We start from the raw sequence: 21,444 nt of genomic DNA on the forward strand, positions 1-21,444 counted from the left end.
TTTTGCAATTACCTGCCTTTTGAGTTGCCCAATGAGTCTATTTTCTACTAAAAACAAATTGCCCCATTCGACAATAGCAGCCTTTGCGAAGGAATTCGATGCCTGGATGGATGGTAACCGTCACTCCAACAAGTCGCATATCGATTTATTGTTCAAATGGATGGATAGCCATGAACATCCCAAATTAGTAAAAAGACACAGCGATTTTTTAGCCCTGGCACAGGAAGTCGCCGCATTGGGTTATTCAACGGCTATAGATGTGCCGATTTCCGAAGAAGATTTTGCAAACAGAAAAATTGCTGACTCGTTTGAGCGCTGGCTAGCAGAGAATAATCAGCCGCTGATGAATAGTGCAGATTATTTGTTAATCTGGATTAAAGAGGGAGACGGCGCGGAGCACATCAGAGATCGACAACATTTCCTGCAATTAGCCCAGACATTAACGAAAAGAGGATATAAACATTCATTAGATCTACCTGCTGCGGCGGCTGATTTTGAGCAGATTTACAATTCAACAACCCTATTTTTTAAAATAACCCGGGACTTACTCCTAAATCATATAAAACAGTATAGAGACAAGCATCAGGCGGCGAATGTCAGTCTATCGAATAAATTCTTTTTAATGCCTAATCACAAACTATCAGAAACTAAACTGGAATTGGCGGTTGATTTAATACACGAGCTTAAGCATTTGACTAGCACAGGTAATGATAAAGTGCATCTGGAAATCCTGAATAACCTGCTGACAAAATATCAGGCTATGTCAGAAGCAGATAATAGCGATGTTAATCGTCGTAAGGGCAGTTTTGAACAAAATATGGATGCAGCCAGATCATTAGTAAAGAAATTTTATGACAAATTGAAGTTTGCAAACTTGTTGGATGTCCCCTGTAATAGCGATCCGCTTAATCAGGTTCGTTACCATACTGCCCATTATCTTTCCAAAAACATCGAGGCAACACCCAAGGAGAATTTTCTGATTCGCCTGTTTCCTCTTCAAGAAACTCTTTCTGCAAATAAAGAGAATCATGTGATTCAAGCTTTAAACAAATGCGTAGAGGCAATGCAGGCAAGCGCTAAAGATGGTAATGACCCGGACTATTTGGCACAAGAGCAAATTACTCGATTGCAGCAGATCATAGCTGGAAAAGACCAGATAGCTCTCAGTGAAATGCCATTGATAAACTGTCTCTTACCAAAGTCTGGCATGAGGTTTTAAGCTGCCACGCTCGCTTACTGGGCGCGAGGCAAATCAAGTCTTGAGACCTTGCGCCTCAGAGGCAGAGACATGTCTGTCCTGGATTGGCAGTTGGCAGAATAGGTTTTCAGGGTGTGACTAATACGCTCTGTTGAAACCATCTTAGGCCAGCAGTTCACTTCTGACAGTTTTAATCGATACTGGGCAAATACCCCTGAAAACGCAGCGCGCATCGCAGGTGAATTAGTCCAGACAACCAAAGGCACGGCTTTATTTGCCTGCAGCAGACTATCAGCCACGGCAGGACCATTGCAAGCCAGGCCATCGCCTGCCCCTAAATCACCGTCCAGAATAATCAAATCGGGTGTTGATTGAGACAAATAATGATTAAGATCAGAACTGCTTGCACAGACGGTTATGCTAACCTGCGGATTAACTTCCTGCAGTAAGCGCGTTAAGCAATATGCGTTAAAGGCATGATCTTCAACAATTATCACTTGCATGATAACTCCCTTTCTCCATTCCTTTAAAGTATACGATCCAAAACTTAACGGAAGCTTAAGGATTGAAGGAGCGGCTTGGGATTTTATCAGGGGAAGGATAAATGCTATATCGGCTTTTACCCTTTGTGAAGTTGTAGAAATCTCGCAATCATTGCATTAACCTGCTCTGGCACTTCAAGGGTTGCCCAGCATTTGGATCCTATCACTTTACCAATCTCAAATTGAGGCGCTTCCTGCCGTAATTTTTGATAACTGCAGTGATGCTCATCGGTGATAATACATAATACGGGACAAGAAATACTGCCTAGTTTCCCTTCAGATTGGGTATCCCATTCAATTAAGCCTTTAAACATTTCCTGCAGTGCTTTTCTTTCAACCTGATTAAAGGCATCTGCCGCTATTTTCTTAGTCAACTGATTGGTATCAATAAACAAAGCATTGACCAGCTCATCAACAAATTCTCCATAATTTGTCGTATCCAATGCGCTGATAAATTCCTCAATTTCTGTGATAAATTTATCATCCATAAAAATTGGCGGGTCGATAAGTATAATGTGTTTAATGGGTAGCTCATGATTAAGCACGGTATCAATCACTATATCTGCCCCATTATTAAGGCCAATCAAGCAGATATTATCGAGCGATAATTCTCTGCAGGTTTTATTTATCGAAGAGGATAAATCAGCCATTTTATAACTGGCAATCCCCTCACCGCCATTATGGCCAGGCAGATCAAGGCAAACAATATTACCAAATTGCTTCAGTAACTCTATCTGATGGCTAAAAAAATGATGACTCCCACCGGCGTTGTGAATCAAAACAAAGTTCAGCTTACCATTGCCATCAATACGTTCAGGCTGCTTCATCATTTATCCTTTCGCTATAGCCAGGCAATTTAGTGATAAAGTCTGCTCCCATTATTTGCGATGGTGTTTTATAGCCTGAGTTTATCTTAGTTTCCAGTAAGTGCTCAACAATAGCCAGGCTGCCGGTGACGGTTAGGGCGTATCCGTTTGCCGTTACAAATCTAATCGTTTTAATCTCACCCCTGGCATTCCTTACCTCACCCCATATATAAGTGAGTTGCTTTTGCAGTTGCTCTTTATCAGGTCCCTTTTGCACAGCAGCCCTGGATTTTAGAAAATTCTGAACCCACTGAAAGCCTAACAACCATCGTATATAATTGAGCCTCTTTAGCATCGACACCCGCTTTGGACTCATTGGGATATAGACTTCGATATTGGGTATTTTGGTGGTATGAAAAGCAGTACTCACATCCCCCCAGGGAATCGTAGTTGCCAGTTTCTCTCCTCGGCCAAAATCAATCATGCGCGATTTCCAGGCTAGAGGAACGGCTTGTATTAATCCATTCACCCGCGCCCTGCCCCCTAATGCCAATCCTTCAACCGCAGTTTTTGCGGTTCCCGGAGACAGGTCCGATTTTGAGTCAAACCCAAGGGCTAAATAATCAGCATCGGCAAGCTGTTGCTTTAATTGTGCGGCGAGACAGTCTGTTGGTATCACATCAAAACCAACGCCTGGGCAAAGTATGATATTCGATTCTTTTGCTAAACTATCCTGTCTTTGCGCATATTCAAAGACGGAAATTTCACCGGTAATGTCTAAATAGTGGACTTTGGATTGAATACAGGCCTTGATCATTGCCTGACTTGTGGAGGAAAAGGGACCCGCGCAATTTAAAACCAATTTTACATCAGCCAATTGTGTACAGAGATTGTGTTGATCGCTTAAATCAAAAACCCGGCTCTGAAGCCCCAATTCTTCTGCAAGCTCTGTGATTGATTGTGGGTCTCGCCCTGCAACAATGGGATTTAAACCTCTTGATTTGGCTTCTCTTGCTATCAGCTTCCCGCTGTATCCATTCGCCCCATAAATCATCCAGTTGAGCATTTTCATTCCCTTATTCTTGTTTCCAGGACGGTTCGAGCTCTAAACCGCTACGAACCGCGGCAGACCTTTTACAAGCATTCCTGGATGCTGTGGTCAAGTGTACTAAAAATCGTCTTTGCGAGCGTCAGCGAAGCAATCCAATGCTCCTAACTGTGTGTTCAAGACGCACTTCTGGATTGCTTCACTTCGTTCGCAAAGACGACATATCTCCTATCCATCCGCCGACATCGAGACAGCTTAACTTCCAATTACCAGCCAGTCACTTCCGCAATCGCATCCCCGAGTTCAGCAGGTGAGCGAACGGTTTTTACTCCTGCAGCTTCCAGTGCTGCAAATTTTTCAGCAGCAGTTCCTTTTCCACCAGAAATGATAGCGCCGGCATGTCCCATACGCTTTCCAGCAGGTGCAGTAACCCCGGCAATATAGGAAACAACCGGTTTGCTGACATTGGATTTAATAAACTCTGCTGCTTCCTCTTCTGCAGAACCACCAATTTCACCGACCATAATAATTGCTTCGGTTTGCTCATCATGCTCGAACAGATTCAAGGCATCGATAAAGCTGGTTCCAGGAATTGGATCGCCGCCAATGCCAATACAGGTGCTCTGACCGAATCCCTTGTCTGTTGTTTGTTTTACTGCTTCATAAGTCAGTGTACCAGAGCGGGAAACGATGCCGACTCTTCCCGGTAAATGAATTGAACCAGGCATAATACCGATTTTACATTGGCCAGGGGTAATAATTCCTGGACAGTTTGGTCCGATTAAGCGGGATTGGGTATTGTTTTGCAGATACACTTTCACGTCCAACATATCCAGCACAGGAACTCCTTCGGTGATACAGACGATCAATTTAACGCCCGCATCGGCAGCTTCGAGAATGGAATCTTTGCAGAATGGAGCCGGAACATAGATCACACTCGCATCGGCCTGTGTGGCCTCCATGGCTTCCCTGACGGTATTAAATACTGGTAAACCCAAATGGCTCTGGCCGCCTTTTCCAGGGGTTACTCCACCCACCATTCTAGTTCCATAGGCAATTGCCTGCTCCGAGTGAAAGGTTCCTTGCTTGCCAGTGAAACCCTGGCAAATTACTTTGGTTTCTTTATTAACTAATACGCTCATGCTAACCTCAAACTGGTTCTAATAATTTTTCTTCTGAATTCATATGAACTGAAACCCTGATGCGCCAGGCTTATCAAGGTTACAGATTTCGTAAATCATGCCACTGCGGCTACGATTTTTTTAGCGGCGTCGGTTAAACTGTCCGCTGCAATCACATTCAGATCACTTTTGTTCAGGATTTCTGCACCTAACTGCGCATTATTACCTTCAAGGCGCACAACAACGGGCACTTTAACATCCACTTCTTTTACTGCGGCAATAATCCCCTCAGCAATCAAATCACAGCGTACAATACCGCCGAAAATGTTGACCAGAATCCCTTTGACCTGTTCATCAGAAAGAATAATTTTAAATGCTTCGCTCACTCTTTCCTTAGTGGCGCCACCGCCGACATCAAGGAAGTTTGCGGGCTCACCGCCGTGCAGTTTGATAACGTCCATGGTAGCCATCGCAAGACCCGCCCCGTTAACCATACAGCCAATTGAACCATCTAGCGGAATATAATTAAGCTCCCAGTTGGTCGCATGATTTTCTCTTTCATCTTCCTGTGAAGTGTCGCGCATTGCCTTAAGTCTTGGCTGGCGATACAGGGCATTACCATCAAGATTAATTTTTCCATCCAGACATAATAAATTACCTGACTTGGTCACAACCAGCGGATTGATTTCCAGCAAGCTTAAATCGCACTCAACAAACATTTTCCCAAGTCCAATCATTAATTGGGTAAATTGCTTAATCTGATTATCATCCAGTCCCAGTTTAAAACCGATTTCACGGCCCTGATAAGGCATAATACCGACCAGAGGATCCATGATGACCTTGAAAATTTTCTCAGGCGTTTCATGTGCTACTTTTTCAATTTCCACGCCGCCTTCTGTAGAAGCCATGAAGACTACCCGCTGTGTGGAGCGATCAATTACTGCGCCTAAGTAGAGTTCGCGTCCAATATCACAGGTTTCTTCAATTAGCAGGGCATTAACCGGCTGCCCTTTGGCATCAGTCTGGTAAGTTACCAAACGCGTGCCAAGCAAGGCTTTCGCCGCATTGGCCAATTCATCACGGCTGGAAACCAGCTTGACACCGCCAGCCTTACCACGTCCGCCGGCATGAACCTGCGCTTTCACTACTGCTTTCGGAGTGGATAACATATCCAGAGCCTGAACCGCTTCATCGACTGTATAGACGACATGACCCCGAGGAACCGGTAAACCGTAGCTGTTAAATAGCTCCTTTGCCTGATATTCATGTAAATTCATTGCAACACCTTATAAAAAAACAGACCTGCATACCGCAGGTCAGCCTGGTTAATGGATTGTGAGTAGACTCTATACGTTCAGCAGCAAGCGTGCAGGATCTTCAAGTAACTCTTTGACGGTCACCAAAAATTGTACCGACTCCTTGCCATCAATTAAACGATGATCATAGGACAAAGCCACATACATCATTGGACGAATAACCACCTGGCCCTTTTCGGCAATGGGTCGCTCTTCAATCTTGTGCATACCCAAAATAGCAGTTTGTGGCGGGTTAATAATGGGTGTAGCCAGCAGTGAACCAAAAACACCACCGTTTGTGATGGTGAAGGTTCCGCCCTGCATTTCTTCCATGCTGAGCTTGCCCTGTCTGGCTCTGCCAGCAGAATCATTAATTGCCTTTTCAATCTCGGCCATGCTCATCTGATCAGCATCGCGCACTACTGGAACAACTAATCCTCGATCGGTGGAAACCGCGATACCAATATCATAGAAACCATGATAAACAATGTCCTGACCGTCAATAGAGGCATTAACCGCCGGGAACAATTTTAATGCTTCTACAACTGCCTTGGTAAAAAAGGACATAAATCCCAATTTAACACCGTGTTTTTTCTCAAACTGATCTTTGTATTGGTTGCGAAGATCCATGACGCCTTTCAAGTTAACTTCGTTGAAGGTCGTTAACATGGCCGCATTATGCTGTGCCTGAACCAGACGTTCAGCAATTTTAGCGCGCAGGCGAGTCATGGGCACACGGCGTTCTTCTCTTGCTCCCATTGCAGCAGCTGGTTGCTGACTTGCAGCAGCGCTTGCAGGTTGAGCTGACTTGGCTCGATTGGACTCAATAAATGAAACCACATCTTCCTTGGTCAGACGGCCGTCTTTACCGCTGCCGGTGACTTGCTGCGCCTGCAAGTCATGCTCAGACAACATGCGTCTTACTGCGGGACCTGTGGCTTTTTCTTCCTGGGGCTCGGCCTTTTCTGCGGGCTCTGCTTTGGCTGGTGCAGCAGGGGCTGGTGCTGCGGCTTCCCCGGCCTCAATTTTAGCCAGGATTTGACTGGCTGTAACCGTCTCCCCTTCTTTAAAAAGGATTTCTGTTAGTATGCCATCTATTGGAGCCGGAACTTCAAGAACAACCTTATCAGTCTCCAAATCTACAAGATTTTCATCGCGGCTGACCCTGTCGCCTGCTTTTTTATGCCAGGCTGCAATGGTGGCATCAGCAACCGATTCTGGCAGCGTCGGTACTTTCACTTCAATAGACATGGTGTGTCCTTCTTAACTAATTGTTATTTTCTCCAGCGGCTATCCGCTGGACCTATCATTTTTAAATACTTAATGCCGCTTGTACCAGTTCTTGTTGTTGCTTGGCATGAAGCAAGGGGCTGCCTACCGCTGGAGAAGCTGCAAAACTTCTGCCGGCGTAAGTCAGTGTCTGCTCCGGGCTCAGACAGTCTATGATGTTATGCTGAGAAGAGAACCAGACCCCTTGATTTTGAGGTTCTTCCTGACACCAGACAATTGCTTTTGCATTCGAGAATTTGGCAAGCTCGTTTCCTAGCGCTTTTTTAGGGAAAGGATAGAGTTGTTCAACTCGAATGATTGCAACACTCTCAATTTTCTCGTCACGGCGTTTTTGCAACAGATCATAATAAACTTTTCCGCAACATAATACTATTTTTGTAACTTTGGCCGGATCCATTGTATCCACTTCGGGGATTACCGTGTGGAACTTTCCTTCCGAGAGATCAGAAAGCGGCGATACTGCAAGCTTATGACGTAATAAACTTTTGGGCGTCATTACGATTAAGGGCTTACGGAAGTTTCGAATCATTTGCCGGCGCAGCAAATGGAACATTTGTGCCGGTGTGGTGGGTGTGCAGACCTGTATATTATGCTGAGCGCATAGCTGCATATACCGTTCAAGGCGGGCAGATGAATGCTCCGGTCCCTGGCCTTCGTAACCATGCGGTAACAGCATCACCAGACCGCACAAGCGTCCCCATTTCTGCTCACCAGAACTGATGAACTGATCAATTACAACCTGTGCACCATTGGCGAAATCACCAAACTGAGCTTCCCACAATACCAGTGAGGTTGGCTCGGAAGAGGCATAACCATACTCAAATGCAAGGACGGCTTCCTCTGACAGCACCGAATCGATTACTACAAAGTTTCGTTCAGCATCGGTCGACAGGGTTTCCAGAGGAACATAGGAGTTCCCTGTTTTCACATCATGCAAAACCGCATGGCGATGAGCAAAAGTACCACGACCGCAATCCTGACCGGACAGACGCACTTTATAGCCATCATTAAGCAGACTGGCGTAGGCCATTGTTTCCGCATAACCCCAGTTCATGGGGATTTCATTATCAGTCATCTTCTGACGTTCAGCCATCAGTTTGCTGACTACCGGGTGCAATTCAAACCCTTCCGGTAATTGCTGTATTTTATCGGAAAGCATTTTAATATCGGCAGGACTTATTGTTGTATCGGCTTTATCAGTCCACTTGGCATTCACATAAGGGGACCAGTCAATCGATATGTTTCCTTCGTAATCACCGTGCACCAGTTCAACAACCGGCAGGCCCTGATCGAGACGATTACGGTAATTTTCCATGGCTTCGTCGACTTGCTCCCTGGAAATAATTTGCTCATTTATGAGTTGGTCGGCGTAAATTTCTCTCAAAGGACGCATGCTTTTTATTTTTTGATACATCGTCGGCTGCGTAACCGACGGCTCATCAGCTTCATTATGTCCATGACGGCGATAACAAACCAAATCAATCACCACGTCGCGTTTAAACTTCATACGAAAATCAAAGGCTATCTGGGTCGCAAAAACCACGGCTTCCGGATCGTCGCCATTCACATGAATGATCGGCGCCTGAACCATTTTAGCCACATCCGTACAATAAAGCGTGGAACGGGCATCAAGAGGATTGCTGGTTGTAAACCCAATCTGGTTATTAATGACGATATGGACTGTACCGCCAGTCGAATAACCGCGAGCCTGGGAGAAGTTGAAGGTTTCCATTACGACACCCTGGCCGGCAAAGGCTGCGTCGCCATGTATGACTACAGGAACCACTTTGTCTTTTTTCTCCAAATCATTTCGGCGTCTTAAGCGGGCACGAACCGAACCTTCTACCACTGGCCCAATGATTTCAAGATGCGAGGGATTAAATGCAAGAGCCAAATGAACAATTGCGCCGCTTTCCGTACGGATATCAGAAGAAAAGCCCATGTGATATTTTACATCGCCAGTCAGCTCTGATTTAACCTTTCCTTCAAACTCCTGAAATAAGGCATCAGGGGCTTTTCCAAGCACATTCACCAGCACGTTCAGACGGCCGCGATGTGCCATACCAATGATAACTTCATTAGTTTTAAACTCACCAGCCTGGTGGATGATTTCTTTCATCATCGGGATTAATGAATCCCCGCCTTCAAGCGAAAATCGCTTTTGTCCGACATAGCGTGTACCCAGATAACGTTCCAGACCATCTGCGGCAATTAAATCGTTGAGGATTTTTTTCTTTTGTTCATTATTGAATTGAGGACGGCCGCGGCTGGACTCCATTTTTTTCTGAAGCCACTCAGTTTCTTCATTATCCGAAATATGCATGTACTCAATACCGATGCTGCCGCTGTAGGTATCACGTAATGCCTTGTAGAGATCTTTCAGAGGCATTTCAGAGCCATTGAAATTATTACCCACATAAAAATTGCGGTCCAGATCGCTCTCGGTAAGATGATGATAACCTAGTTCAAGGCTCGGTACAGAGATACGCTCAGCCATATCAAGCGGATCAAGCCGGGCTGCATGGTGTCCATAGGCACGATACGCATTGACAAGATGAGCTATCTGATATTGCTTGCTGTCTTCAGAGCTGACAACCGCTGTTTTCTTTCGGCTAGCGTTTTGCAAAAAGTAATCTCGAACTTCACGGTGCGCCACATCCTGACCATTGCCTCTGTTTTCAGCAGCCATCTTATTAAAAACAGCCCGCCAATCGGCAGGAACGGAATCAGGATCCTGAAGATAATCTTCATAAAGCCCATCCACATAGGCCATACTGCCGCCTGAAAGATAGCCTAAAGCCCATTCATTTTGCAAATCACTAGCACTCATTTTTCACTCTCCAAAGGGAAATGCTCTGCTCAATCCGAGCGTTCGCTGCATGCGCCGCCTGTTCTGATTAAGCAGGGCTATCAGAATCTTATCAAGTTTCCTCTGTTAACATTTGCTTGCGAATATCAGAAATCGCTTGCGTCGGATTGAGTCCCTTCGGACACACATTGGCGCAATTCATAATCGAACGACAACGAAAAACGCTAAATGGATCCTGTAATTTATCCAACCGTTTAATAGTAGCTGTATCTCTACTGTCTGCCAGAAAACGCCGCGCCTGTAGTAATCCGGCTGGGCCTACAAACTTATCTGGATTCCACCAGAATGACGGGCAGGAACTGGTGCAGCAAGCGCATAAAATGCACTCATACAAACCATCCAGCTTGGAGCGCTCTTCCGGGGTCTGCAGCCGTTCACGCGCTGGCGCCACCTCATCATTTTGCAGATAAGGCTCGATACGCTCATATTGCTGATAAAATTGCGACATATCAACAACCAGGTCACGGATAACCGGGAAACCAGGCAGAGGTCGGACCACAATTTTATCCGTTTTTAATTGTGACAAAGAAGTGATACAGGCTAATCCATTCGTGCCGTTAATATTCATCCCGTCTGATCCGCAAACGCCTTCACGGCAGGAACGACGATATGTAATTGTTTCGTCTTGCTCCGCTTTAAGCCTTTCCAGTAAAGTTAACAGCATGGGATCACTCTTGGCGGGGATCTCCATTTTAAATTCCTGCATATAAGGCTTGCTATCAACCTCAGGATTGTAACGATAGAGATGCAGGCTCAATGTTCTGCTTGCCGACATAATATATCCTCTTAATAAACACGTTCTTTGGGTTGAAACGGCTCTACATATTTCGGCTTCACATTAACCGGCCGATAATCAATGAGGTTCTCTTCACCAAAATATAGCGTATGTTTAATCCAGTTCGCATCATCACGCTTTGGAAAATCTTCACGGCTATGCGCTCCGCGGCTTTCTGTTCGTGCGAGTGCTGATTGCGCTGTCGCATAGGCCGTAGCCATCAAATTGTCCAGCTCAAGAGCTGAAATCAGTTCTGTATTAAATACTTTGCTCTTGTCTTTGATACAGGCATTTTCCAGACGTGCTTTCAGTGCATCGAGACGATGCAGCCCTTCAGCCATCACCTGGCCGGTTCTGAACACACCAAAATCTTCCTGCATCACCCGCTGCATTTCTGCGCGCAATACCGCTGGTGAATCGCCCTCTTTCGCATCTTGCCAGCGCTGATAGCGAGCCAGCGACATGGCGACATCATCATCAGTTACATAAGGCATATCCGGCAATTGATTCGATTGCCATAATTCTTCCACATGCAATCCGGCAGCCCGGCCAAAAACAACCAGGTCAAGCAGTGAATTACCGCCAAGACGATTTGCGCCATGCACGGAGACACAGGCACATTCACCCACAGCGTACAAGCCTTCCACGATTTGATCCATACCGTTGCGATGTGTCAGAACCTGACCATGAATGTTGGTTGGAATTCCTCCCATGCTGTAATGGCAAGTGGGTACAACAGGAATTGGCTCTACAATCGGATCTACACCTGCAAACTTGATTGACAGCTCGCGAATGCCTGGCAGGCGGGCTTTAATTAAATCGGCGCCAAGGTGATCAAGCTTTAATTTTACGTAATCTACACCCTGTGGATCAAAGCCCTTGCCGGCACGAATTTCAAGTGCCATCGCCCGGGCGACCACATCACGGGAAGCAAGATCCTTGACGCGTGGCGCATAGCGCTCCATGAAGCGCTCGCCATCTTTATTGATCAGATAACCGCCTTCACCGCGGCAACCTTCAGTAACCAATGTTCCTGCGCCAGCAATACCGGTTGGATGAAATTGCCACATTTCCATATCCTGCAGGGGGATTCCAGCGCGCAGCGCCATTCCAAACCCATCGCCAGTATTGATATAGGCATTTGTGGTTGATTGATAGATACGGCCTGCACCGCCGGTTGCCAGAATACAGATACGGGTCTGATAAAATACAACTTCACCCGTCTCAATGCAGATTGCGGTGACACCGGCTATCCTGCCCTGCGCATCTTTTACCAGATCCAGGGCATACCATTCGCTGAATACATGTGTTTTGGCACGCAGGTTTTGCTGATACAGCGTGTGTAAAAGCGCATGGCCTGTCCGGTCAGCGGCAGCGCAGGTCCGAGCGGCCTGTTCTCCGCCGAAGTTTTTTGATTGACCGCCAAACTGGCGCTGATAAATACGCCCATTGTCCATACGGGAAAATGGCAGCCCCATATGCTCTAATTCATACACTGCTTCAGGCCCGGTCTTGCACAAATATTCGATGCAGTCCTGATCGCCGATATAGTCCGCTCCCTTGACGGTATCATACATATGCCAGCGCCAATCGTCTTCATCCGCATTGCCGAGTGCCGCGGTAATTCCCCCCTGCGCCGATACTGTATGAGATCGGGTTGGAAAGACCTTTGATAATAAAGCCACTTTCAATCCTGAATTGGCGAGCTGAAGGGCGGCGCGCATACCTGCTCCGCCTGCGCCAATAATTACCGCATCAAATTTGTTACGAGCTAAGGCCATTTATAGTCCCCAGAAAATCATGAAGCCCCAGATAAACTGGGCGGATAACCAACCTGCAACCAATAGTTGGACAGTGAGTCGCAGAACCGTACATTTTATGTAATCAGTAGTAACAGTCCATATTCCTATCCAGGCATGCAGAGAGAATGCAACCAGTGCCAGTAAACTGGCCACTTTAAACCAGCTGCTTTGAGCCCAGGTATGCCATTCGGTATAGCTAAACGGCGAATGGATGAGCAAAAATGCCAGAATAAAAACCATATAGGCAGCAAAATAAACTGCACTGACTCTTTGGATTAACCAATCCCGTAGACCATTTCCGGTCAAACTGGTGACATTTGTTACCATATACATATCCCCAGAAGAAGTGAAAAGATGACCGACGCACTAATGACTAAAATCGCCCCGCGCCGCCCGGATTCCAAGTGCTCTCCATAACCCAGATCCATCAGCATATGCCGTATGCCTGCAAGAAAATGATAAATTAATGCCGCGCCCAGGCCCCAGAACACCAGTTTTGAAAATGGATGGGCCATCATCTCTCCCACTTTGTGAAAAGACTCTTCGCTCTGGAGGGATAAATCTATAAAATAGAATGCGACTGGCATCAGCACAAATAATAGTATTCCGGAAATACGGTGTAAAATCGATGCGATTGCCATCGGTGGATATTTTAAAGACCCCAAATCAAGATTTATCGGTCGTTTTTGTTTCACTTATTAGCCATCCTTAAAATTAGAGACAATAATCAACGCTGAATTATCAAAACTCAAGCCAAAACCTCGCAAAGTATACCACTCTGTTTTTTTGAAGCAATTCCACTCTTTGTGAAAGAACGATAATTTTCACAGGAAACTGCTTGCTTTGGTAGGGATTCTCCTGCTAAAACAGGTAATTTCATTTAATGTCATTATACATGTGGATCCGATGCCTTGCCGCCTGCCTTTATGACTGCCTGATTCTGACCGCCCTCTGTTTTATCCTGACAGGCATTGCTGTATTTCTGAATCATGGCCAGGCGATTATGCCAGGCAATCACTATCTACAACTCGCCTTATCGCTGCTTTTGTTTTTTTATTACGCCATTTCTCTGCGCTCCGGGGGGCAGACTATTGGCATGCGAAGCTGGAAATTACGCCTGATTAAGAAAGGTGAAAAGCAATGGCGGCTGATTAAACTTTGAGTTACAGTCCCCTCCTGGCTCCTACGTGCCTCGGCTTGTCCCTGAGAGATGGCCACAAAATTTAACCATCCTATAAGAGCCTACGTACCCCGTAAGAGTCTACGTACCCCGCTTTATGCGGGGTATCCATAAAGCATGGTAGTGAGTTTTAAAATGCTTTTGACAATCAGACGCATTGCCTGGATACCGCGCATAAAGCGCGGTACGTAGACATTTGGCGTTAAAAATTTATCTCTTCATACCTGGAGTGCCAGCCTGGGGGTGTTTTCGATAAACGTCACGAGGAGTGCCCTCAGGGTAACCATAGCCCTTGGAGGCCAATACTTTGACATTTTGCAAATAGCGCTCGCCCCAGGCACCGGGGTCGAAGTTGGTTACAACCACGTTGTAACTCAGATTAATCACAGACTCGAACGCCTTTCGTTGACCCAGCTCGTGACCGCCAAAAGCAATTTGCACTTCTGTTTCCTGATCAATACCGCCCGACTTTAATCGTTCGATTAGCAGAAAGATCATTTTTTCAATGGTGTAATACAGTTTGCACATCGACATGCCCGCCTCGTACATATCCTCTGCCTTTGACGTGGTCATTTTATGGCCGAAGTCATGAATATTGTAGACGAATTCACGCTCTTGAGAGTTAGGCAGTAATTCAGGCTCGATAACTAGTGGAGGTATTACAGGATCAATAATTGGACTAATAATATACAACTCAAAATTAGCCCAATGCCACCAGAGTTGATAGACCTGCTCTACCAATGCGATAGGGTCCATATCCTGGGCATTTTTAATTTCCTGGCGAATATCATCCCCAATCAAAAAGCCATCAGAATTATTTGCTTCAGCCATAATTTACACCGGTTCACTATCTATAGACTATCTTAGCTCAATTTAAGGATAGGTGTATCCCTGATAAATAGAAAAAAATTTGTAAATCCGGGCAGCAGTTAACAAACAACGGCCATTGGAGCTATTAGTTTGGAGCGACGTACTGATAGTAAACGGGTGGAGTGGCTTTACACTTGAAACAACTGCTCTGACAGGCCGACTTTTCCTGACAGCAGGCAATCACACCTTTTCGCAACCAAAGATCAAGCATCGGCTGCAGTGCGCCAATATCGACGCCTAATAATCTTGCCAATTGCTGATTACTGGCTACTTTTTCTTTTTTAAAATACTCAAGAATTTGCATAAGCATGTTTATTCTTCCTAACCCCCTGCCAGCGAAGGTAACTGATAAATCCAGTCATGAACAGCGCCAAACCTGTAATCCAGCTAATTGTCTGATACGGATGCTGACCGAAGCGCGCCAATTGATAAAATATAACCGCTGCTGTGTAAGCCACTACAAAAGACCAAACCACTGAAAACCACATCAACTGGCGATTGGCTTCCTGGCGAATAGCTGCCATTGTGGAAACACAGGGTATATATAAAAGGATAAACAATAAATAGGCAAATGCACCGGCTTTACCATCAAAACGCTCGGCCATCATGCCATACATTGAATGAGAAAGCTCGTTGTCAGGCGCGCTGGCCAGAATAGGATTAATCAAGGCCTGACCGAGATTAGCCAGATTTTCAGGAATTGACCAAAAGGCCGCTTGCAGTGAGCCCAGGAAATCAAAGCCGTCAAGCGCCGATTGTCCTACGTGACCCAGCTGTGCATAAAGAGAGTTTAAAGAACCGACCACCACTTCTTTTGCCAGCATGCCTGTCAAGAGCCCCACTGTAGCCGGCCAGTTTTCCTGGGTTAGCCCCATAGGTGTAAACAGCGGCGTCAGCCATTGACCCAGCAAGGATAAAACGGAATGCGTATCGGCTTCATTACTGCTAATACCGCCACTGACTGTCAGGGCATTTAAACCGCCCAATAAAATGCAGACAGGTATAATGACCCGCCCGGCGCGCACAATAAAATGTTTCAAGCGAAAACCGGTCTCTCTGAGCAGACGGCGTAATGAAGGCCTATGATAGACAGGCAGCTCCAGAACCAAAGGCGATGCCTGTCCCTGCAAAGTCGTTTTACGCAATAGTAACCCGGTTAATACCGCCATCAAAATACCGATAAGATATAAGGCAAAAACAACATTTTGTCCCCCGCTGGGAAAAAACGCGGCGACAAACACCGCATAAATGGCCAGACGGGCGCTGCAGGACATAAAAGGGCTCATTAATACGGTTAATAAGCGATCCCGCTCGGAGTCGAGAGTTCTTGCCGCCATAATAGCAGGCACGTTGCAGCCGAATCCAACAATCATCGGTACAAAAGATTTACCCGGCAAGCCCAAAAGACGCATCAGTTTATCGACCACAAATGCCGCTCTTGCCATATAGCCGGAAGCCTCCAGCAGCGAGAGAAAAAAGAACATCGAGGCAATCACCGGAATAAAGGTCAGTGTGGTATTAATTCCCACCCCAATGCCGTTAGCAATCAGGGCTATTAACCATTGTGGCGTATGCATTTGCGCCAATAGCCAGGCACTTCCCTGAACAAAAATAGTATCAGTAGTAATGTCGAAAAAGTCCTGAAATGCCCCGCCGACATTGATAGCAAATAAAAACATCAGATACATGACGGCCAGAAATACGGGAAACCCCAGGAACCGGTTTAATACAAAGCGATCCAGCCGGGCGGTGAAATGCTCGCTGGCATCACTTTTTTTCTGCTGAACGCTATTCACAATTTCATGAATAAGCTGATAGCGTGCATCCGCCAGGCTGATGTCATAATCAGCCAGAGGGCCAAAACAGACTCCTCCCTCAAGACTTCTTAATGCGTGATAATGAGCCAGATGCGGCATCAGCTGCTTATCATCAATAAGATGCCGGGTGAAATCTTGTAATTCCTTTGCTGCGTCCGCAGGCAGAGACAAGGTTAACGGCTTACAGGATTCTTTGTGATCCATAATTTGCGCTTCGAGCGCCCTGAAGCCGACTTTCTTATGGGATTGCAAGGGAACGACTGGACAACCCAGACGTTTTGACAACTGGTCTATCTGGATGCTTACCCCTTGTTGTTCTGCAATATCGGTCATATTCAGAGCGACTACAAGCGGCTTGCCCAACTCCAGTAATTGGCTGGTCAAATATAAATGACGCTCAAGATGGCTGGCATCAATCACATTCACAATTAAATCAGCAGGCAATTCCATAACCGCCCGCGATGCAATTTGCTCATCCTGGCTGGCTTCTCCCGCTGTGGCTGACAGGCTGTAAATTCCCGGCAAATCGGTGATGGCAATTGACTCATCCCGCACTTTAAACGAGCCGGTTTTCTTTTCAACCGTAACGCCAGGCCAGTTACCAATGCGCTGATTTTCACCCGTTAAGCCATTGAACAGCGTTGTTTTACCGCAGTTGGGATTACCCACCAATAAAATATGCATTATGCCTTCTCCAGAAGCAGATAACGCGCTTCTTCCCGACGCAAACTAATCGATGTGCCACGAACCTCAACTTGTACAGGACAACCCAGAGGAGCCACACGAATAATTTTTAATTCCGCACCGCGCGTGATACCTAAAGAAAGCAGCCTGCGCCGATAGGAGGGCTCAGTGATGCCGAAATCAAGCAAACGCACACAATCCCCTTTTTTCAAATCATCTATTCGCATCTAAGTTAACAAATTGACAGCAATAAAATTAATTCTAACATAAATGATATCGATAATCATTCTCATTTGAATTTTTATTATAAACCAGGAAATTTCTTATTTAACCCAAACTGGATAAGTGTCGGCTTGACCGCCCCTTTCGCCGCTGCAAATAATCTTCCGACTGCATTTCTTCGAGCCGGCTCAAGGTGCGCTTGAAGGGCTGTGCCATTTCACCGCTGCGGTAAAGTTCGCTTAGAGGCACTTCAGCCGATAGGATGAGGCGGATACCGCGGTCATACATCACATCAATGAAATGGATGAATAAAATGGCATAAATAGTATCCCGTTCACTGAACCTGGGTATTGAACTCACAAAAACCGTGTCGAACTGTTCGGCAATTTCCAGATAATCCAGCTGGCTTCGCGGTAAATTGCAGATCACTCTGAAGTCAAACCAGATTTGCACCTTTGCTTTCATGAGGTAGGGAATATCACGATTCTGAATTTGCAGAGCACCCGCCCCTTGAAAATTCGGATCCAGTTCAACGAATTGCTTCTCCATTAATGACTGAGTGGCCGGTGTTAATGGGTAGAGATAGGTTTCTACATGCTTTTGCCGGCCCAAGCGATAATCACGGCGTTCTCTGAGCTCAATAATCTGGCAATGGGTTTTAATTGCCGCGATGGCCGGTAAAAAGCGGGCTCTGTGCACGCCCTTCCAATAAAGTTTGTCCGGCGGGCTATTGGAGGTCGCCACCAGGATAATTCCCTGCTCAAACAGAGCCTGCAATAACTCGCCGAGGATCATCGCATAAGCGATATCGTCCACCATAAATTCATCGAAGCATAATACTCTTGTGGAGCGGGCAATATCGCTGGCGATCCGCTGCAAAGGATTTTTTATGCCTTGCAGAGCGCGCAGGCGTTTATCGACCTGCTGCATAAAATGATGAAAATGAAAACGGAGTTTTTCTTTAATAGATAGATTTTCGTAAAACATATCCATTAAAAAGGTTTTACCCACTCCTACTGACCCATACATATACAAACCGGTAAGCGGTGCTTTCCAGCGCGAAAAGAGTGAAAATTTTTTGGGGGCGCCTAACTCGGTACTTAATTTCTCAAGCAGGAGTAACACGTCCCGCTGCAGCGGATCATTTTCAATATCACCAGTCTGAATAGCCAGGTCATACTGTTCAAGAAGGTTCATAACCTATTTCTCTTGCAATTAACAGCTGCTTTAAGGCAGCCTTTAGTTCCAGCAGTTTCCCATGAAAAAAATGCCCGGTATCCGCAAACCGTATTAATTCAATCTGCGGCTCTTTGGCGGCAAAATCCAAAACGAGGGGCAATGGCACCACATCGTCCTCATCGCCCTGATAGATAGTCCAGTCATGAGGCTTGAACAATGAATAATCGTAGTGATGCACCGGCGGCGCAATGCTGATTAATAAACGATGCGGGCAATGCGCTGCTGTCCGGTAAGCGACATAAGATCCGAAGGAAAACCCCGCCAGAATCACTTCAGCATTGGGTACAGCTTCCCGATACAGTTGAATCAGCTTCAGCATATCATCGCTTTCCCCAATGCCTTCGTCATATTGTCCCTTTGATTCTCCCACACCGCGAAAATTGAAGCGGATACTGGGAATACCCCGCTCTCTGAAAGCACGTGCCATAGTGGTCACCACTTTATTATTCATCGAGCCGCCTTGCAGAGAGTGAGGATGTCCGAGGAAGGCAATCGCAGAGGCCGTTGATTGCGCGGGAACGTTAAGCACCGCTTCCAGAACACCTGCATCGCCTTCAAAACTGAAAGAATGTTCGCCGGGTATATTCAATTTATCGACAGGTATCATTACGGGGTCCAGCCAGTTTAAGTTTAGTGGTAAATTATACCCAAGCAACTTCAAAATGCTACGTTTTGGGCGACTTGGGTATATAACTCATCTTGCAATTTGATGCGCGTGCTTTATGATCTAAGTAAGGAGTTATTCATAAAGCTCCCCCAGCACTGACCCGATGGGCAGTGACTTTGACAACACTCATATGAAATGGAGGACTTGATCCATGAGACAGGTACCTGAATTATTCCCTGTTATTACTCAGACAGGGAGAGCATCATGAAAATCACCGATTTCAAGCGTAAAAAAGCATTAGGTGAAAAAATATCCTTTCTGACCTGCTACGACTACCCATCCGCCTGTATTATTGCAGAAACTGAACTGGACTGTGTTCTGGTGGGTGATTCAGTGGCCATGGCTGTTCACGGCTATGAGACAACGGTAATGGCAACCATTGAAATGATGGAATTTCATACCCGCGCAGTAGCTCGTGGTATACAAAAACAATTCCTGGTAAGCGATTTGCCTTTTCTGGCGCATAAAGGCTCACAGCAGGAAACCGTTGCCAATGTACGGCGGTTGCTCCAGGCTGGGGCGCAGGCCGTAAAAATTGAGGGCGGGGATTTGGACACCTGCAAAACCATAGCCCATTTGGTTGCCGCTGGCGTACCTGTTGTGGGTCATATTGGGCTTACTCCCCAATCGGTTCATCAGCTGGGCGGGTATAAGGTACAGGGTAAAACCCGAGAGCAGGCAGAGCAGTTACTTAATCAGGCCAAAGATCTGGAATCTGCCGGCTGCTGCGCTCTGGTTCTGGAATGCGTTCCTCAGAATGTAGCGCAACACATTACCAACCATCTTTCTATCCCGACAATTGGTATAGGAGCTGGTGTGGGAACAGACGGGCAGGTATTGGTTTGGCATGATATGCTGGGCTTAAATGATTTCAAACCGCATTTCCTGAAACAATATTGTGAAGGTAAAGCTTATTTTCGACAGGCGATTAATGACTATATTGATGAAGTCAGGCATTCACAATTTCCTGCCGAGGAGCATGCTTTTTAAGTACAGAAAATAAGTCTCTCCCAGGCTGGGAGAGCGGACGCTGCCCTTAAGCTACGGAAATTTTGAATTATTCCAGGTTGGGCCCTTACTTAAAATATTTACCCACGTCCCTCGGCTTGTCCGAGGGATCCCAGAGATCCAATCCTGGCATGAGATTCCTGGTTCCCTCGGACAAGCCGAGGGACGTAGGGAGTAGTGGTTAAGGCTTAATGGCAGTTTATCTTTTCAATAGTGAAGGCTACATAATTATGCAAATTTTTAATCGACTTGAAGACTGGATTAACGTTCGCCGTTCATTGCCGGAAAAAGCAAATATTGGTTTTGCGCCCACGATGGGTAATCTGCACATCGGTCATTTGTCGCTTTTTGAAAGAAGCAAGCGAGAGAATGCACTCACTGCGACCAGTCTCTTTGTCAATCCAACTCAATTTAACCGTCAGGATGATTTTAATCATTATCCCCGCAGCCTCGAAGCCGATTTACAGTTAATGGAAAATGCCGGCGTGGATTTTTGCCTGCTGCCAGAAAAGGAGGCTATTTATCATGATGGGTACACCTACCAGATTCAGGAAAACGAGTTTTGCAAATTGATGGAGGGGCAATATCGTCCCGGGCACTTTAATGGCGTGCTGACCATCGTAATGAAATTATTTAATCTGATTAAACCGGACCGCGCCTATTTTGGAGAGAAGGACTATCAGCAATATCAATTAATTAAGGGAATGGTTTCCGCCTTTTTTATGGACATCGAAGTCATTGGCTGCCCCACAATCAGGGAAGAAAGCGGACTGGCCTATAGCTCGAGAAACAACCGACTGACCGCAGAACAAAAACAGTTAGCCAACCAGTTTGCGCAAATTTTTCATCAGAATAAATCCTGCGCCGAGATTATTACAGAGCTGGAAGCCAAGGGTATACAGGTTGAGTATTTGCTTGATTATCAGAACCGCCGTTATGCCGCGGTCCTGATTGGCGACATTCGCTTAATTGATAATTTTGCCAGAACATGAGGCGATTACGCCTGTGTGC

At 46.1% G+C, this 21,444-nt stretch carries 21 protein-coding genes; 4 read left to right on the forward strand and 17 right to left on the reverse strand.

From position 1 onward, the window contains the following. Window positions 1-31 precede the first annotated feature (31 nt). On the forward strand, window positions 32-1,219 hold the full coding sequence (locus DYH61_RS16020; RefSeq protein ID WP_234999814.1) for a hypothetical protein: 1,188 nt from the start codon (window positions 32-34) through the stop codon (window positions 1,217-1,219). A 14-nt stretch (window positions 1,220-1,233) separates the two neighbouring features. Here the strand turns inward: DYH61_RS16020 and DYH61_RS14000 are convergent, their stop codons facing one another. The 11 genes from DYH61_RS14000 to sdhC all read right to left on the reverse strand — a co-directional run bounded on the left by DYH61_RS14000 (window position 1,234) and on the right by sdhC (window position 13,441). Then, complete coding sequence (locus DYH61_RS14000; RefSeq protein WP_058507103.1) at window positions 1,234-1,701, reverse strand: response regulator; 468 nt, start codon at window positions 1,699-1,701, stop codon at window positions 1,234-1,236. Between the two features lie 116 nt (window positions 1,702-1,817). Further along, window positions 1,818-2,570: an alpha/beta fold hydrolase gene (locus DYH61_RS14005; RefSeq protein ID WP_065236124.1), complete on the reverse strand. Its 753-nt coding sequence runs from the start codon at window positions 2,568-2,570 to the stop codon at window positions 1,818-1,820. Continuing rightward, on the reverse strand, window positions 2,554-3,612 hold the full coding sequence (locus tag DYH61_RS14010) for a saccharopine dehydrogenase family protein (RefSeq protein ID WP_058507101.1): 1,059 nt from the start codon (window positions 3,610-3,612) through the stop codon (window positions 2,554-2,556). Before DYH61_RS14010 ends, DYH61_RS14005 begins: the two co-directional genes overlap by 17 nt. 248 nt (window positions 3,613-3,860) lie before the next feature. Beyond that, window positions 3,861-4,736, reverse strand: coding sequence for a succinate--CoA ligase subunit alpha (sucD, locus tag DYH61_RS14015; RefSeq protein WP_058507100.1), 876 nt, complete (start codon window positions 4,734-4,736; stop codon window positions 3,861-3,863). Between the two features lie 95 nt (window positions 4,737-4,831). After that, complete coding sequence (gene sucC / locus DYH61_RS14020) at window positions 4,832-5,992, reverse strand: ADP-forming succinate--CoA ligase subunit beta (RefSeq protein WP_058507099.1); 1,161 nt, start codon at window positions 5,990-5,992, stop codon at window positions 4,832-4,834. A gap of 69 nt (window positions 5,993-6,061) precedes the next feature. Further along, window positions 6,062-7,261 (reverse strand): 2-oxoglutarate dehydrogenase complex dihydrolipoyllysine-residue succinyltransferase, encoded by a 1,200-nt coding sequence (gene odhB, locus DYH61_RS14025; RefSeq protein ID WP_058507098.1) that lies wholly within the window; start codon window positions 7,259-7,261, stop codon window positions 6,062-6,064. 61 nt (window positions 7,262-7,322) lie between these two features. Then, window positions 7,323-10,130: a 2-oxoglutarate dehydrogenase E1 component gene (locus DYH61_RS14030; protein ID WP_058507097.1), complete on the reverse strand. Its 2,808-nt coding sequence runs from the start codon at window positions 10,128-10,130 to the stop codon at window positions 7,323-7,325. A gap of 91 nt (window positions 10,131-10,221) precedes the next feature. Further along, window positions 10,222-10,944 carry a succinate dehydrogenase iron-sulfur subunit gene (locus tag DYH61_RS14035; RefSeq protein WP_058507096.1) on the reverse strand — a complete coding sequence of 241 codons (723 nt, stop codon included), beginning with the start codon at window positions 10,942-10,944 and terminating at the stop codon, window positions 10,222-10,224. A gap of 11 nt (window positions 10,945-10,955) precedes the next feature. Beyond that, a complete protein-coding gene (gene sdhA / locus DYH61_RS14040) occupies window positions 10,956-12,725 on the reverse strand; it encodes a succinate dehydrogenase flavoprotein subunit (protein WP_058507095.1) in 1,770 nt (589 codons plus the stop codon). Further along, complete coding sequence (gene sdhD, locus DYH61_RS14045) at window positions 12,726-13,073, reverse strand: succinate dehydrogenase, hydrophobic membrane anchor protein (protein WP_058507094.1); 348 nt, start codon at window positions 13,071-13,073, stop codon at window positions 12,726-12,728. It lies immediately after the preceding gene. Then, complete coding sequence (sdhC, locus tag DYH61_RS14050) at window positions 13,067-13,441, reverse strand: succinate dehydrogenase, cytochrome b556 subunit (RefSeq protein WP_058507093.1); 375 nt, start codon at window positions 13,439-13,441, stop codon at window positions 13,067-13,069. Before sdhC ends, sdhD begins: the two co-directional genes overlap by 7 nt. A 188-nt stretch (window positions 13,442-13,629) precedes the next feature. Here sdhC and DYH61_RS14055 point away from each other — a divergent pair, with 188 nt between their 5' ends. Then, window positions 13,630-13,908 carry an RDD family protein gene (locus DYH61_RS14055; protein WP_083499181.1) on the forward strand — a complete coding sequence of 93 codons (279 nt, stop codon included), beginning with the start codon at window positions 13,630-13,632 and terminating at the stop codon, window positions 13,906-13,908. Between the two features lie 228 nt (window positions 13,909-14,136). Here the strand turns inward: DYH61_RS14055 and DYH61_RS14060 are convergent, their stop codons facing one another. The 6 genes from DYH61_RS14060 to DYH61_RS14085 all read right to left on the reverse strand — a co-directional run bounded on the left by DYH61_RS14060 (window position 14,137) and on the right by DYH61_RS14085 (window position 19,365). Beyond that, on the reverse strand, window positions 14,137-14,757 hold the full coding sequence (locus tag DYH61_RS14060) for a hypothetical protein (RefSeq protein WP_058507091.1): 621 nt from the start codon (window positions 14,755-14,757) through the stop codon (window positions 14,137-14,139). A 124-nt stretch (window positions 14,758-14,881) separates the two neighbouring features. Then, window positions 14,882-15,106 (reverse strand): FeoC-like transcriptional regulator, encoded by a 225-nt coding sequence (locus tag DYH61_RS14065; protein WP_058507090.1) that lies wholly within the window; start codon window positions 15,104-15,106, stop codon window positions 14,882-14,884. Continuing rightward, a complete protein-coding gene (feoB, locus tag DYH61_RS14070; protein ID WP_058507089.1) occupies window positions 15,087-17,300 on the reverse strand; it encodes a Fe(2+) transporter permease subunit FeoB in 2,214 nt (737 codons plus the stop codon). Before feoB ends, DYH61_RS14065 begins: the two co-directional genes overlap by 20 nt. After that, window positions 17,297-17,524: a FeoA family protein gene (locus DYH61_RS14075; protein ID WP_058507088.1), complete on the reverse strand. Its 228-nt coding sequence runs from the start codon at window positions 17,522-17,524 to the stop codon at window positions 17,297-17,299. Before DYH61_RS14075 ends, feoB begins: the two co-directional genes overlap by 4 nt. A gap of 100 nt (window positions 17,525-17,624) precedes the next feature. Beyond that, window positions 17,625-18,716: a cell division protein ZapE gene (zapE, locus tag DYH61_RS14080; RefSeq protein ID WP_058507087.1), complete on the reverse strand. Its 1,092-nt coding sequence runs from the start codon at window positions 18,714-18,716 to the stop codon at window positions 17,625-17,627. Further along, entirely contained in the window at window positions 18,703-19,365 is a 663-nt protein-coding gene (locus tag DYH61_RS14085) for an alpha/beta hydrolase (RefSeq protein WP_058507086.1), read from the reverse strand. Before DYH61_RS14085 ends, zapE begins: the two co-directional genes overlap by 14 nt. 264 nt (window positions 19,366-19,629) lie before the next feature. Between DYH61_RS14085 and panB the strand changes: the two genes are divergently transcribed. Together panB and panC are read left to right on the forward strand one after the other, a co-directional pair. Continuing rightward, window positions 19,630-20,415, forward strand: a complete 786-nt coding sequence (panB, locus tag DYH61_RS14090; RefSeq protein ID WP_058507085.1) for a 3-methyl-2-oxobutanoate hydroxymethyltransferase — start codon at window positions 19,630-19,632, stop codon at window positions 20,413-20,415. A gap of 248 nt (window positions 20,416-20,663) precedes the next feature. Beyond that, window positions 20,664-21,425 (forward strand): pantoate--beta-alanine ligase, encoded by a 762-nt coding sequence (gene panC, locus DYH61_RS14095; RefSeq protein ID WP_058507313.1) that lies wholly within the window; start codon window positions 20,664-20,666, stop codon window positions 21,423-21,425. Window positions 21,426-21,444 lie beyond the last annotated feature (19 nt).

The sequence above is a fragment of the Legionella quinlivanii genome, from assembly GCF_900461555.1.
GTDB classification, from domain to species: Bacteria; Pseudomonadota; Gammaproteobacteria; order Legionellales; family Legionellaceae; genus Legionella_C; species Legionella_C quinlivanii.

Excerpts from the sequence above, each read along its gene's own strand:
- DYH61_RS16020 (WP_234999814.1), top strand. The coding sequence starts at position 32 with ATGAGTCTATTTTCTACTAAAAACAAATTGCCCCATTCGACAATAGCA.
- DYH61_RS14035 (WP_058507096.1), bottom strand. The coding sequence starts at position 10,944 with ATGTCGGCAAGCAGAACATTGAGCCTGCATCTCTATCGTTACAATCCT.
- DYH61_RS14010 (WP_058507101.1), bottom strand. The coding sequence starts at position 3,612 with ATGCTCAACTGGATGATTTATGGGGCGAATGGATACAGCGGGAAGCTG.
- DYH61_RS14060 (WP_058507091.1), bottom strand. The coding sequence starts at position 14,757 with ATGGCTGAAGCAAATAATTCTGATGGCTTTTTGATTGGGGATGATATT.
- DYH61_RS14065 (WP_058507090.1), bottom strand. The coding sequence starts at position 15,106 with ATGCTTATGCAAATTCTTGAGTATTTTAAAAAAGAAAAAGTAGCCAGT.
- sdhA (WP_058507095.1), bottom strand. The coding sequence starts at position 12,725 with ATGGCCTTAGCTCGTAACAAATTTGATGCGGTAATTATTGGCGCAGGC.
- panC (WP_058507313.1), top strand. The coding sequence starts at position 20,664 with ATGCAAATTTTTAATCGACTTGAAGACTGGATTAACGTTCGCCGTTCA.
- sucD (WP_058507100.1), bottom strand. The coding sequence starts at position 4,736 with ATGAGCGTATTAGTTAATAAAGAAACCAAAGTAATTTGCCAGGGTTTC.
- odhB (WP_058507098.1), bottom strand. The coding sequence starts at position 7,261 with ATGTCTATTGAAGTGAAAGTACCGACGCTGCCAGAATCGGTTGCTGAT.
- DYH61_RS14085 (WP_058507086.1), bottom strand. The coding sequence starts at position 19,365 with ATGATACCTGTCGATAAATTGAATATACCCGGCGAACATTCTTTCAGT.
- DYH61_RS14075 (WP_058507088.1), bottom strand. The coding sequence starts at position 17,524 with ATGCGAATAGATGATTTGAAAAAAGGGGATTGTGTGCGTTTGCTTGAT.
- DYH61_RS14000 (WP_058507103.1), bottom strand. The coding sequence starts at position 1,701 with ATGCAAGTGATAATTGTTGAAGATCATGCCTTTAACGCATATTGCTTA.
- DYH61_RS14030 (WP_058507097.1), bottom strand. The coding sequence starts at position 10,130 with ATGAGTGCTAGTGATTTGCAAAATGAATGGGCTTTAGGCTATCTTTCA.
- panB (WP_058507085.1), top strand. The coding sequence starts at position 19,630 with ATGAAAATCACCGATTTCAAGCGTAAAAAAGCATTAGGTGAAAAAATA.
- sucC (WP_058507099.1), bottom strand. The coding sequence starts at position 5,992 with ATGAATTTACATGAATATCAGGCAAAGGAGCTATTTAACAGCTACGGT.
- DYH61_RS14005 (WP_065236124.1), bottom strand. The coding sequence starts at position 2,570 with ATGATGAAGCAGCCTGAACGTATTGATGGCAATGGTAAGCTGAACTTT.
- DYH61_RS14055 (WP_083499181.1), top strand. The coding sequence starts at position 13,630 with ATGTCATTATACATGTGGATCCGATGCCTTGCCGCCTGCCTTTATGAC.
- zapE (WP_058507087.1), bottom strand. The coding sequence starts at position 18,716 with ATGAACCTTCTTGAACAGTATGACCTGGCTATTCAGACTGGTGATATT.
- sdhD (WP_058507094.1), bottom strand. The coding sequence starts at position 13,073 with ATGGTAACAAATGTCACCAGTTTGACCGGAAATGGTCTACGGGATTGG.